Source organism: Chroococcidiopsis cubana SAG 39.79, assembly GCF_003991895.1.
Classification (GTDB): domain Bacteria; phylum Cyanobacteriota; class Cyanobacteriia; order Cyanobacteriales; family Chroococcidiopsidaceae; genus Chroococcidiopsis; species Chroococcidiopsis thermalis.
In genome coordinates, this window is the sequence record NZ_RSCK01000003.1 from 77,029 (window position 1) to 91,151 (window position 14,123).

Below are 14,123 nucleotides of genomic sequence, written 5' to 3' on the forward strand. Positions count from 1 at the left end.
CAAAAGTCGTGCTATATATTGAGGAGCTATATCTATCTTTCAACTGTTCGTTCCAGTAGACCGTAAAATTTGCTATCAGCGATCGCTGCTACTATCTCGCGTTTAAATATAGCTAGTAAAGAAAAAATGGATTTTGATATAGTTATAAAGTCGATAGATCGACAAGTAAAACTTAAAATAGGCAGAAGCTTAACTAGAAAAGAAAAAGACTTTTTAGCTGCTGCTTGGGATGGGAGAAGCTACGAGCAGATAGCAGAAATTTTGCCGCATAGCTCTATTTATTTGAGAGCAGTAGTAGCTCCCCAAGTATGGAATTTGTTAACACTCGCGATAACGGATGGGGTAAGGGTTACGAAGCGGAATTTCAGATTGCTTTTGGAACAAAAGTTAGAAACACTTGCAGATCGGCAACCAGAAGCGTTAGGGAAGAATTCATTAAATTCAGCTATTAAGATAGCCGGACGACCCCCGTGCGTAACTGGTTTTCAAGGACGCAGCCGAGAGTTGACAGAATTAGCAGAATTAACAAGTAAGAACCGATGTGTAGTTCTTTATGGAGAAGCGGGTATTGGTAAAAGTGCCTTAATAGCTAAATTAATCGAGAATTTTGCCAACGGATCTATAATTTGTCAGTTCAAATTTGTAATATGGAAGACAGTACAGCACCAACCAAAGCTAAAGGATTTAGTAAACGAACTACTCGATCTCACTTCCACGCAGTTTTCCAAAAATACGAGCGAACGAGACGAACAAGCAAAGATTTCTTGTTTAATAAAAGCTTTACGAGAAAATAGCTACTTTATTGTCTTGGACGAATTAGATGGATTATTGGAGGATGGTTCTAACGCTGCAAACGATCGAGAAGAAATTAATGTGGAGTACAATAGTTTCTTCAGAAGAATTATAGAAGAAGAGCATTCTAGCTGTATTATTTTAACAAATAGCAAGCCTTTAAAAAGCATGTTAAAACTACAGCGGTCGGGAAGACCGTGTTACTCTTTGAAGCTGGGGGGATTAGATTTAGAGGCAGCAAAAGGAATACTTCAGGCTGCGAAATTAACTGACGAACATAAGTGGGAGCAAATGCTCGAACCTTATTTGGGTAATCCTAGTATTATTAAGTTAGTTACGGAAAAAATTATTAATTATTTTGATGGCAGCGTTACAAAATTTCTCAGTTACAAGTCAGAATTAATTTTTGAAATTTACAAAGAAGTTTTAGGGCAGCAGTATCGACCCGACCGATTACCTCCCTTAGAAAAAGAGATAATTCTGTATTTGACAGAACAAGTAATAATAGATAATTCTCTAGTCGGATTCGATCAGCTGTTTATGGAATTAAAAATCAGGTGTAAAAATAATATTTCACTTTCAAATTTTATAGTAGCTGTAGAAAATTTAGACAGCTGTTCGCTAATTATAATTAGTAAAGATAGAACGACGAAAGAATTGTTTTTTACGCTACCACCTCTATTTAAAAGCTACTTACTTAAAAAAGACAAGCTGCAATCGTTAAATCGACTGGGATCTAAGCCCAACCTCGACTGGAGCGGTTCTGTCGTGTGAAATATTGTATTAATCCTTGGTGTCGTCAGCGACCAAACTCTGATGAAGCTCAATCGTGTCAGACTTGTGGCACTCAGTTACTTATTAACGGGCGATTCCGCTTGCTAGAACCACTGCGATCGCTAGATGAGTGCGATCGCGTAGAAATATTTGAAGTCGTAGACGAAAAAGGAACTTGGTTAGACCCGCCAGGAACACATAAAGTTATGAAGGTACTTAACTCTAGTAACTCTAAGCTGATTGAGTTAATAGAGCGAGAGGCTAATGTATTACAACTGATCGATAATCCTGGTATTCCTAAAGTTGATATAGATGACTTTTTTGAGTTTCAACCAAATGGAAATGCTCCATTATTACGTTGCCTTGTTATGGAGAAAATTCCTGGGCTTAATTTAGCTGATTGGATAGAGCTAAATGGTAGAATTTCTCAAGTTCAAGCTATAAATTGGCTTGCTCAAATAGCAAAAACTTTAGAACAGTTGCACGGACAAGGTTTTTTTCATCGGGATATTAAACCATCAAACATCATTTTTACTCCCGAAAATAAACTAGTTTTAATTGACTTCGGCGCGGTACGCGATACAACTAATACTTATTTGGCAAAAATAAGTAGAGATATAGAGCATATTGCTGGAGGTAGTAAGTTTTATGATGTAACGGTTATTCGCACTGCTGGCTACACGCCTGTAGAGCAAATAAACGGAAAAGCCGTACCGCAATCGGATTTTTTTGCGCTTGGAAAGACTTTCGTTCATTTACTAACAGGTATTTCCGTACTCGATCTACCTCAAAACTCTAAAACGGGTCAATTAATCTGGAGAAATAAAGCACCGCAAATTGACCGACCTCTAGCAAATTTAATTGACGATTTGATGGCTCATCTCCCAGGCAATCGTCCGCAAAATGCAGGGATTGTCCTACAAAGGATTGAAAAAATACCTTTTGAATCAAAACTGGCACAACTAACCCAATTGAAAGTATTATTGCCTATCGTTGCTAGTTTAATTGGAATAGGATTTTTGCCTTTGTATCAAGCAGTTAACTGGGCAGTTTCTAATTATTACTTCAATCAAGCTTATCGCCATCAAAACTATCCTGTTGCTGCAAAAAACTTCTACCAGTTAGCAATAAAATTTAATTCAAAAGATATAGATGCTCGTAACAATTTAGCATTAGTTTGCCAACAGTTACAAGATAAAAATTGCGTACTAAGTAATTACCAAAAAACTTTTGAACTCGATCCCAATAATTGGGAAGGGCGTTTCGGGCTGGGGAGTTATTATGACGAGCTAGGAGAATATGCTTTAGCAGAAAAGCAGTATAGACTCGCTATTACAAACAGTAACGGTCGCGCCAAACAAGCTATCAATAATTTATCGAGATTAAAAATTCTTCAAAAACACTATGACGAAGCTATAGATTTAGTCCGAATGGGACTAAATGATAGTAACGGCAACGAAATTCAAGCCACTTTGTATAAAAATATTGGCTGGGCTAAACTCGAACGAAAACAGTACGCAGTGGCTGAGCAATACTTGCAAAAATCGCTAGAACTCAACTCGCAAAGAGCAGATGCCTACTGTCTGCTAGCACGGTTGGCAGAAGCAACTGCCCGAGATCCCCGTGCAAATTGGGAAGCCTGTCTTTTGCTGAATTCGAGTTTGCCGGAGGTACAGGTATGGCGACAGCAAATCCTTGACAGAATTTGGCAAAATAAGCCTTTACTGAGAAAATATAGATAACTAATGCATTGTCGATTTTAATTGCAGTATATACATAAGTGAAAACCAAACTTGTTGAAATAGCTTTGCTATTCGCTTTTACGGACGGAGTAGCTTGGGCTACTTCCCCTTCAGTACCAGCGAGGAACAGTCTCGCTCAAGCGAAGTGTAACCCGATTGGTAGAATCATGAACGATGGCGATCGCTACTGGAAAACTGGCAGCTTGCTCTGCAAAGGAGATCGGCTCGAACCAGTCAAAGGGAAATCCGTGCAAGTACTGTGCTATCTTACTAGGCAAGTTTTGTACTTAAAAGTAGGTGTGGCTTCGGAGTTGGAGCAGAAATGCGCGTTACCAGCCACAACACCTATGCCTTGTTCTATTGAAAACCATAGCAACTGCCTGCAACCCAAAGGTCCGATAGCCGCTAGTGGAGTTCCTAGCGTAATTAGCCCTTATGGAAGCGAGATCGCCACTGTTCGTCCCCTATTAGCTTGGCATTCTGTTGCTGGAGCAACTAGTTATACAGTGAGAGTAGAAGGTAGGGGCGTAGCTTGGGAAAAGAGCATCGATGCAGCTACCCTGAGACTGACTTATCCTACGGATAAACCACAACTTATATTTGGTAATGCCTATAAGATTACCGCGATCGCCAACAAAGGTAAAGCTCCCTTCAAAGCTGATTCTTCAGTTGTGAATGTTCTGCCTGAAAACACGATTAAACGGGTGTTTGATGTAGTTAGAAAAATTGAAAGTTTAAACTTACCTTCAGACGAAGCCGCACTGTTGGACTTAGACGCAATTTATATGTCGGAAAACCTACTCGACGAGAGTATTAAAGCATTAGAGAAGGTAAGCAAGACGACTTCTAATCCTTCAGTAAAACGTATGTTGGGCGATCGCTACTTAGAGGCAGGTTTAATACGAGAAGCAATTTATAGCTATGAAGCTACTCTCAAACTAGCTAATAAAAAAAAGGATCGAGAGGAATTATCTAAAGCTAAAAAAGGAATTGAAACAGCTATTTTTTACAGCCAACTTCCTAAAAGTAGGAATCCCGACCAATAAAAAGGATGACGATAGTTAGGATCTTGCATTAAACTCAGTTGTGCTTGTTGTAGAGCTTCGGCTTTTGGCTTTCCCAGTTTTAAATTTCTATAAAACTCTCCCATCAGTCGAGCGGTAGATTTTGCATCTACAAACCATAAAGTAGCTAGAGTGCTACGCGCTCCCGATTGAACTGATACTCCAGCTAGACCTAATACAGAGCGCCGATCGCCCTTTGCTGTTTGGCAAGCACTAAGGACTAGCAATTCTAGAGCGTCCAACTGATTTTGCAAGCGGCTTTGTACTATTTTGCCTACTTCCTGGAGATCGATCGCTCGATCCCAAGCCAATAATAGCGTTCGATCCGGATCTGAGCTGAACTGCCCGTGAGTAGTTAAGTGGACGATAGGAAAATTTGAAGTACCGACTTTTTGTTGCAACCGCTCGGTAGTAAACTGTTGATTGAGTAGCTCTACTACTTGTACGCTTGCTTTTATCTTATTGATTTCACTAATTACTTCTGGTAACGAAGACAAATTTTCTATAGTATCTAACTCTCGATAACTCGGACTCTTTTCCGAGACACCTGCTACGATTGCTTTCAAGTTATTTGTAGCTATCATTTGCGGTTTTTGCAACTGCAATCCCAACGTATTTGATATACTGTACTTCTCAATTAAATATTTTTTCCCATCGTAAAGTAGCGCCATTGGTACGTTTTGGAAAGGACTATCCAAAGCAAATACTAGAGTTTTGGCTTGAGACAAATATTTCTCAATAGGGGATATTAATAATTGATATAGCTCTTGAGAATAGAGAGTGACGCTCTTTTCATTTATATAAGGTTTTGTATAGGGTGTTTTATTTCGTTGAAGATTTAATATTAAATTATCTACGTTAGCCTTCACAGACTTTGGATCGATAGTATAAGCGTGAAAAGTTCGCTCTGGGGTATTGACGATCGCTTCCACTCGTTCGTCTAAATCGATAATATAAATATATGCTGTTGAGGAGCGAGTAGAATTTTCGTCAACTGCACCGCGCTCTATTTTTGCACATTGCAGAAAATTTTCTATCTCTACTGTTTGTTTTTTACTATTAATCTGAATTATTTCTTGAAAATCTGGACTTGGAGAAGATAGTAATAGCTTAATATAAGTTTTATAAATGGGTTCAATTTTTTCTCTAAATAAAAATTGATTATCTAAGCTATTTAAAGTTGAATTGCTTCTCAATCGATCTAAACTAGCGATTGCGGCTTTGTAGTATTTTATAGCATTGGGTAAATCTCCTACACGATTGTAAAACATCCCTAACTGTTGTTGGATTTGGTAAGCAATATCCCACGCTTGTACAGACTGAGCCGAGCGCAGAGCCGCTACTAAATGGGTTCTCGATCTCCCTGGTTTATCTAAAATTTCTGTTATTTCTCCTAATGCTTTTAAAGCATAAGATTTAGCTCTAATGTTATTAATATTTTTCGCTATTTGCAATGCGATTTTGGCGAGTGTCTCGGCTTGAAGTCGCAAGTCTATTTTTTCTTTTAAGGCTGCTTTATTTAAATTTGCTATTTGATAAGCCTCAATCAGGCTGTTAACAAGATTTAATCTTGCATAAACTGAATCAATAACTGGCAGATAATCAAATGAAGTTGCTAATAGTTGTCCGATTGATGGGAGGATGAACGGCTGAGTTTCCTGCTGTAGCTTTTGCAAGGTTGAAGCATTTATATTTGGCGTATTTAGAGCATAGTATCGATTGATGTCGAGCAGTAAACTCAAGTAGTTTAACCTAGCTTGTAAAACGAGATTTACAGTGGCGGACTCGTGAGCTATTTTTTGATAGTTTGCTAATGCTTGCCTGAGCTTTAAATCTGCTGTTTGTAAAGCTAGTCCTTTAGCTACAGGTTCTTCTACAAGCTGGTATTTGTTGAGCGCTTGTACGTAAAGGGCGCGTTCTGTATTTGCTAGGCTTAACAATACATCACCGTTCTCTTTTTGGCGGGTAGAAGAATTCTTATGCGCTTGGTGCAAAACAATCTCCGATTCGCGTAGTTTGCCCATACTTCTAAGAACGTTGCCTATGCTGCATAAGCCAATATTATTTAAAGGGGATGAGGGCTGTTTTTGTACGAGTTGGATCAGTCTTTCTTCCTGCTGCCGATCTAAAGACACGCTACTTTGACATACCCAAGTTTCCAAGTTCAAAGTTTCCACGAGAATATTGCAAGCGCGAGGATAAAGCCCCAATGCCTGAAGAGCTAGGATTTGATTGATAGAGCTGCCGAATACACCTTCTTCGTTTTTCGCTTGTATGTATAGCTTGCGAGCAGCTTGCCAAGATTGAAGCGCGGCGGTAGCTTCCCCGCGCCCTAGTTGAACGTGTCCTGCTTGGGTGAGAGCTTGAGCTTGAGCATTTGCGTTAGTTTCACTAGCAACGCGCTCGCCAGATAAATAAACTACAATTGTTATGCCAATGCCGAGAATAACATATTTTAGAAAGGACGGTAGCGCACGGAGAAGTACAAGCCATTGTCTTGCCATGAATTCGATTCCGATCCTATTTCTATGCCAACAAGAGGTATGCCCCAGTCGAGTCGAAAGTCTAAGCGATCGCCTACTTGATATTGCAAACCCAGCCCTACAGAAGCCAAGGTTCCTAGATCTGGATTTACTAGATTATCCCTCCGATCGCGGTTCCAAGCCGAACCAATGTCAAAAAAAGGAACGATTTGTAATTGATTGGTTTCGTTTTGCCATATTGCCCAACGCAATTCAACTGAGAGCAGCACTCCGTTATCGCTAATTAATGTATCCTGCCTATAGCCTCGCACGGTCGTAGCTCCCCCCAAACCAAATTGCTCTAATGAAACTAAAGGTCGATCTGCCAGCTGTAAGTCCCCTTTTAATACTAAAGTTAAATCTTCAGTAAGCTTTCGCAACCACAAGGCTTGTCCTCGCCAAGCAAAGAAGCGACCGTCTGGCGGAGAGCCATTGATAGTGGCGTTGAGAGCGTCGATACCTAAACTAAACTGCGATCTGGCAAGGAAAACGTTTCTGTTGCTACGACTCGACCACTCTTGAAACAGCCTGATAGCCGATATGCGCGTCCGTCCTCGTTCGTCCGCCCCGCTGGAAATCGGAAACGGAGTATCTAGCAGTGAGGTTTGAGCTTCTTGTTGCGAGACTGCAATACCTAAAGCTAATTCTCTCGTCGCTTCAGCAGTAGCTTGGCGCAGCAATGGTTGGCGAAAAGACATTTCGTAAGATTGTGCGTCAGAAATAATGTCTAGCTCGGTAAAAGGGCGCTCGATAATCTTGCTGGAAACGTCCGTGTAGGAAAACTGTAGAGTTCCATTTTGCGAATTTAGCGGTAGAGCGTAGCTAGTTTCAATCGCGTTGCTGCCATCAGTGTTTCTGTAATTTACACTCAACTCGTCGCCCAAGCCTAGCAAATTAGCGTGTCCGAGCCGGATTTGGCGCTGAAAGCTACCAACGGCTGGAGATCGCTCGTTGTTAAGGATGGTTTCTATCTGAAATGGCTGATTTTCTTTAACTGTTACGTCTAAAGTTGCCAAATCGATCTGCGATCCCGCATTTAGCTGAGCTGAAATCCCATCTAAGAGCGGATCTGCTTGTAAGAGCCTCAAAGCTTCGACCAATCGATTGACGTTGAGAACGGGAGAAGTTGCACGTTTCAGGCGCGAAAGTACGTACTTTCGCAGGCGATTGCTACCCCGAACGTTGATCGCCTCCATTTTTCCTTCGATAACCTGAATAGTGACTATTCCTCGATTAGTTTGGACTGCTTGATTGTCTGATACTGGAATGAATGCTCCAGAGTTTATATATCCAGATCGAGTATACAGTTCGGTGATTGCAGAACGGGCTTGTAGTAGCTCGGAGAAAGCAAGTTTGCGCCCCAAGTAGCTAGAGAGCTTAGCTTCCAACTGTCGAGAACTAAAAACTGTATTTCCCTTGAAAATAAATTTCTCTACTCTAATTGTACCAGTACTAGTACTATCTGTTTCTGGAGATTGGAAAAAAGGAGAAACGTCAACAGGTGGTTCGTTGCTTGGAGGTTTTGGTAGGTCTTGAGGAAAAGGAGTAGAAGGTGCAGTGGGAATATTGCGGTTTGGGATTTTAGTTTGCGCTCGAAGCGACTGATTGGACAAGCACAAAAGTGTTAGAGAAAGAACTATTATTTTTAAGTCGAAAGGATATCTCACTGAAATAAAGCTTTGATTCAACGACTTTGAGTACGAATGCAAGCAGGAGAAGATAAAGAGCCATAGGGTACTATATCATCTGTTTCAGTAGTAAAGCTTACCGTTCCGTTGTCATTATGTTTCCATCCTTGAGCTTCTACTATAGAAGTAGGTTTAGAGCTGGCTAATTGTTCTACTTCTTGGGAATATGAATTGAGATCGTGCCAGCCCGAACTGCTATCTAAAGGATTGCTCGGACTAGCTGGCGTACCACCAGTCCCTGTATCTATTAGTTCGCCAGATGCTACACCTGCTTGTCCCTGACAAACAACCGCTACTTGTGGATTTTGCGGTCGTTGTTCTGGCTGTGATACTTTTGTAAAATCGAGTTCGGGAATATTGATTCGCACCAAGCCATCGACTCCTAACACAGAGCTAGCGGAGATTTGACTATCAGGCGTGGTGAATAGTCCTTGAGCAGTGATCTCAATATTGCCACCGCGACCTGTAAAGGCGTTGGCAGTGATGCTGCCATTTAAGACAGCTAGAGTATCGGTGTCGATGGTGATGTTACCGCCGTTGCCTCCCCCGCCTGCTAATCCAGCAGTAGCAGAGATACTGCTGCCGTTTCGGAGTTGGAGGTTTTGCGAATTCAAGAAAATGTTACCACCTTCTCCTGATGCTGTAGTTGCTGTAATGCTACCGCCGTTGCTTAGAGCGATAAAATCAGCATCAATATTAAGTATTCCACTGTTACCTGACCCATCATTACTAACGTTGACTTGCGCTCCGTCTTGAATTTTTAGTGTAGGAGTATTTATAGTTAGCGACCCTGAAATTCCGCTAAGTTCTACAGGTAGCTCTAAAAATTGCTGTATTTGAGGGGCAGGTAACACAGCAGAAGAACTTATATTTCCTTCTCTAAGCTCTACAAAATCGGAGGCATTAATCTGCAAGGAGCCAGCATTTCCCGAACCAAAGGTAGAAGCTGTAACAGCTCCCCCATCTTGAATCAATAGCTTGGATGTATTAAGAATTAAATTTCCAGCAGCACCGCGACCAAGGGTAGTAGAAGCTAAAGTACTAGTTGTGGGAAAACCTTCGCCTCCAACAATCCTGATGGAATCAGAGATATTAAATGTTACATTACCTCCCTTGCCTGTACCTTTAAGAACATTTGTACCAATTAATCCTCTGTCCTCAACAACTAGCTGGGGAGTTGATAAGTAAACATCTCCTCCATTACCACTTCCCCTAACGTTACTAACAATAGCGCTAAAGGCATCTGGGGAAATTGGGGAAGTTTTTCTTACTTGAATAGTTTCAGAAGCATTAACATCTATATTTCCTCCTTTACCTGTAACAGATGTAGAACTTCCTATCAATCCTCCATCAGTTATTGTTATTTTTTGAGCTGCTAGATTGATATCTCCTCCAGAAGCAGAGCTATAATTACTTGTACTTATAGATGCATCTTTAATTATTAACTTAGGTGTAGATACAATTATATCGGCTCCTCGCCCATTTCCAATTGTTTCGCTATATATACCGCTGCGTGTTAAAAGATCAGCAGCAACTCCTTTGATTTCTAAAGATTCAGCAGCCTTAACTTTTAAGCTCCCACTTGATTGAGAACCTTGATTTTGAATCAAGAGTAATGAACCATCAGCTAAACTTACATTAGCGCCTTGAATTTGAATAGAACCGTCATCAAAGCCGCTAGCATCAACCAAAGCTTTAGAATTTAAATCAATATTTCTAAAACTGGAAACTTCTTGATAACTGAAATTCCACCCAGATAAGCTGGGGGTAAAATTAACTAAACCTCGATCGATACTGAATAATTCAATTTGTCCCCCTTCTGCTGTCAAAATTCCACCTGATAGAATTAAATCTCCTCCAATCAAAGCAAGTGTTCGACCAGGCTGAACTCGGAAACTATTTGAGGGATCGCGTCCTCTGAAGAAGGAAAAAGGTGAATCTACTACGCTGTGTCCTGTTCCTTGCAATTCGATTGAACTAGGCTTACTTCCAAAACCCAATCCGATAGGTACACTTACTGTCAGCAAAGGTGTAGGTTGAGGATTTAAAGCGTTAAACTCAAACCCGTCTGTAAAATGGATAAAATTAGCAGTGCTGCCAACAAAAGAACCACCGATATCCAAACGAGCGCTGGAACCAAAAACTATTCCATTCGGATTAATAAAAAATAAGTTGGCAGTGCCGTTAGCACGAATTAAACCATCTATATTGGAAATAGAACTACCCGTGACTCGACTAAATATATTGTGAATGTCTAGGGCGTTGTTGAAGTAGGCTGTATTTCCAGTTGGAACAGAAAACTGTTCAAAACTGTGGAACAGATTACCTCCTGCTTGTGTTCCACCAGTAATAGTACTAGTATTTCCATCAGTTGTAGTGCTAGAGTTGTTAGGTAGAGTAACATCTGGTATTACTTGTGCTACGACTGAATTACTTGTAAGAAATAAGAAAGACGTTAACCAATATAACTTTCTAAAAAGTTTAGGTCTTGTAATTTTTTTGGCACTCATTTTTGGCAATCATTTTGTAAAAGTTTGCTAATTTATTGTGATCTCATTCAGAAAATTAATTAATTCTAAGCTTGTTAATAGACGTGGCATTTTAAACTGTGAATCAGAACCATTTTGACATATTATTCTATCTTTTAACTTCTTAAAACCTGAATCGTCTACTATATTAATTTTGATTTTTTCAATTAAATTTGCCTCCCTTAAAGTCTTATATAAATCGTTAAACTTAGTAAGATTTTCTTCTACCCTATCACTATATGAATCTAATTCACTTAAAACCTCCATTGAATTTGTTAATTCGATATATACAACGTACCTTCTCGAAGTAAAATCAATTTTCACGCAAGTAGTATAATCAATGATTTTACATCCAATCATAATTTTTTCAGTTGCCTCACTTAACGCCATCCAAATAACATTTTCAGATACTTTTTCACCAGCTAAATTGAGAAGAGAATTACGTCTATATAAAAATTCTACAACTGGACTTTGATTGTAATAATCAACACATTTAATAACATCTCCTAACCTATACCTGTAAAGCCCTGCTACTGTAGTTACTACAACTTCATATTTTTCACCAATTATTAATTCTGCCAAAGTAACAGTAGAAGGCGTTTCTGCATCTATTTCTATTTCAGGTATAAATTCAAAAAATGCGGAATGTGGAGTTATCACATAAGCGCAAGGCTCTCTCTGTGGGTTAATATTAATTCCAATCCAAGCTTCTGAAGCACCATAAGTTCCAGAATAAAAAGGAATTTCACCAGCATAAAAACTTAAATTTTCTTTGTACAAACTCATCGAACCAGTTGTAATGCATTGTATATAAGATAATCGAGTCCATATTCTTGGTAAAATTTTATTGAATCCTTGTTCAAATTCATTTTGTAGTTCTTTTGCACGGCTAGGATTGGCTTTTAGGAGGCTTTGTAATTCACTTCGTATATTTTTCTCAAGTTTAAGTTCTTCAGAAATGTAACCTAGCTGAACATCTTTAATTAACTGTTGCCACTTTTTTTCTAATATTTGTATGGCTTCCCATACATTTGCTGCAAAATTTGCGGCAATAAAAGTGAGGTCTTTATCTAACAAACCAAATAATAAATGGCAATAGTACGCACTTTCGTAGTCATCTATTAAAAATATAGAGGGAGGACTACTAAACTTGAAACTCAAAATCTTTTTAATTAATTGATATTTTTCTAAATATTGTCTTAATCCTACACTTGTTCCTGTCCCTTGTGGTATGCCAGTAGGACTTTTTTTTACTGGCAATGTATTAACTAATGCTAGTCCACGATAGTTTTTAAAAATACTATTTGGTTTTAGAAAATAAAAATCTGCAAAACTTTCTGATGCTTGAGAGACCTTTAAAAAGCTTTGAGATAAAGAGCTAGTTCTAGGAATTAACTTTATTGCCCCAGTAGTTCCAGAAGTTTCTTGGAATAAAGTTATTGGTTCTGTTAACAATTGAGTGTAGTCACCTGTTTCGTAGATATTATTTATAAGCAATTGATAATCTTTATAAGTTGTGATAGGATGCCTTGAACGAAATTCTTCAATAGTTTGTATATTCTTGAAATGATATTTTTTTCCGTATTCAGTATACTGTTGTGAAGCTAGAATACTTTGTAAAAGTGTTTGTTGTACTTCACTACATTTTAAAGTATCATTTCGGATATCTTCTAAATTCTTTTCACCCAAGCTGTTTAACAAAAATAAAATTAAATTTTTTCCTAACTCTCCAGTAGCCTCAAAGCAGAATGAGATAGAATTATCTCCAAGAGCCATTATCGTTTCTAAAATATTTTTTTGAATAAATTCCATTATGCTTTTCCTTAGTACTATACTAGCAAATCAATGCAGTGTTATTGAACCGAGCAGTATCGCCAGTGGGAACAGAAAACTGCTCAAAACTATGAAATAGATTAGTACCTGCTTGCGTTCCCCCAGTAATCGTGCTAATTCTATCTTGCCGGCTCACTTCAGAATTATTATCTAAAAAGCCATCGGGGACAATTTGTGCTAGCGCTGGTAAACTAAACAGCACATTTAGAATAATGCCATTAGCTCCAAAGCATAATTGGTAAATTTTAAGCTTATTCATTCGTCAAACGAGTGTGTATAAGATTCAAGCCTCGTCAGAAAGAACTTGAGCTGTTATTCCGCTATTCCAACTTTCTTGAAGTAATCTTTACCTAAAAACAAAGAATACAACTCTTTAATTTGTTCCGGCTCAGACTTAGTTTTAATAAAGCTGTTTCTGCCAAACATAGAATCTATCCATTTTTCTAGATATGGCAAGTTTCTATTTTTAAGCTCAAAGTTTTTCCAGGCAGACAATGCTACTATTTGGCGCTCGAAAAAAGGAAGATAAGTTAGGTCTACTAAAGAGACTTTCTCTCCCAAAAAGTATGTTCCGCCAGCTTTACTAATAGTTTTATCCAAAAAGCTCAGTTCTTCAATCAACTGCATTTGTAATTGGTCGTCTTTCGCCGGATCATCTTGTCGTTTATGAGAAAGATAGCTGTATGCCAGTTTAACAAACTTTGCATCGCAACGAAGAATAAGAGTTCTTATTCTAGCACGCGCCGCACTTTCATCTGGCATGAGTGCAGCCTCACGACTATCAAATACTTCACACAAGTATTCGTTGACTACTGAAGATTCGTAGACAATTGTTTCTCCATGCTTGATAGTCGGCACTGTACCATTAGGATTTATTGATAAGTACCACTCAGTTTTATTGTCCTTACCCAATGCAATTTCAACTGGCTCAAAATCAATTCCTAGCTCCAGCAATGTCATCCAGCTTCGCTGAGCATAAGGACAGTTGCGATTGAAGTAAAAATGTAAAGTTGAAGTTTGTGGCATTACAAAAATATGTAAAACTTCTCAAGGTTATTGTAAAGCGCGATTGCCTCTCCAATAATCTTAACCTTGGCGGATGCTTATTTTATGAGTAGCGTTGCTCCAAATTCCATCACTTTAGATATCTTGCATTTCTCCTTTTAGGGTAGTATGAATG

General features: G+C 39.0%; 9 protein-coding genes. 3 read left to right on the forward strand and 6 right to left on the reverse strand.

Going from position 1 to position 14,123, the window contains the following annotated elements; genetic code table 11:
- Window positions 1–126: 126 nt before the first annotated feature.
- From DSM107010_RS02975 to DSM107010_RS02985, 3 genes are read left to right on the forward strand one after another with little or no spacing between them, the layout of a single operon-like run.
- Window positions 127–1,566 carry a helix-turn-helix domain-containing protein gene (locus DSM107010_RS02975; RefSeq protein ID WP_106165813.1) on the forward strand — a complete coding sequence of 480 codons (1,440 nt, stop codon included), beginning with the start codon at window positions 127–129 and terminating at the stop codon, window positions 1,564–1,566.
- Window positions 1,563–3,308 (forward strand): serine/threonine-protein kinase, encoded by a 1,746-nt coding sequence (locus DSM107010_RS02980; protein ID WP_106165814.1) that lies wholly within the window; start codon window positions 1,563–1,565, stop codon window positions 3,306–3,308. Before DSM107010_RS02975 ends, DSM107010_RS02980 begins: the two co-directional genes overlap by 4 nt.
- A gap of 38 nt (window positions 3,309–3,346) precedes the next feature.
- Window positions 3,347–4,354 carry a tetratricopeptide repeat protein gene (locus DSM107010_RS02985; protein WP_106165815.1) on the forward strand — a complete coding sequence of 336 codons (1,008 nt, stop codon included), beginning with the start codon at window positions 3,347–3,349 and terminating at the stop codon, window positions 4,352–4,354.
- Here the strand turns inward: DSM107010_RS02985 and DSM107010_RS02990 are convergent.
- From DSM107010_RS02990 to DSM107010_RS03015, 6 genes are all read right to left on the reverse strand, one after another.
- Window positions 4,315–6,876, reverse strand: coding sequence for a CHAT domain-containing protein (locus DSM107010_RS02990; RefSeq protein ID WP_106165816.1), 2,562 nt, complete (start codon window positions 6,874–6,876; stop codon window positions 4,315–4,317). The two genes, DSM107010_RS02985 and DSM107010_RS02990, sit on opposite strands and share 40 nt — an antisense overlap.
- Window positions 6,828–8,507 (reverse strand): ShlB/FhaC/HecB family hemolysin secretion/activation protein, encoded by a 1,680-nt coding sequence (locus DSM107010_RS02995; RefSeq protein ID WP_199755372.1) that lies wholly within the window; start codon window positions 8,505–8,507, stop codon window positions 6,828–6,830. The genes DSM107010_RS02990 and DSM107010_RS02995 overlap by 49 nt, the downstream gene beginning before the upstream one ends.
- A gap of 71 nt (window positions 8,508–8,578) precedes the next feature.
- Entirely contained in the window at window positions 8,579–11,092 is a 2,514-nt protein-coding gene (locus DSM107010_RS03000; RefSeq protein ID WP_106171101.1) for a two-partner secretion domain-containing protein, read from the reverse strand.
- Between the two features lie 27 nt (window positions 11,093–11,119).
- Window positions 11,120–12,922 carry a GH3 auxin-responsive promoter family protein gene (locus DSM107010_RS03005; RefSeq protein ID WP_127022318.1) on the reverse strand — a complete coding sequence of 601 codons (1,803 nt, stop codon included), beginning with the start codon at window positions 12,920–12,922 and terminating at the stop codon, window positions 11,120–11,122.
- Window positions 12,923–12,944: 22 nt separating this feature from the next.
- A complete protein-coding gene (locus DSM107010_RS03010; protein WP_106166041.1) occupies window positions 12,945–13,202 on the reverse strand; it encodes a two-partner secretion domain-containing protein in 258 nt (85 codons plus the stop codon).
- 53 nt (window positions 13,203–13,255) lie between these two features.
- A complete protein-coding gene (locus DSM107010_RS03015) occupies window positions 13,256–13,969 on the reverse strand; it encodes a glutathione S-transferase family protein (protein WP_106166040.1) in 714 nt (237 codons plus the stop codon).
- Window positions 13,970–14,123 lie beyond the last annotated feature (154 nt).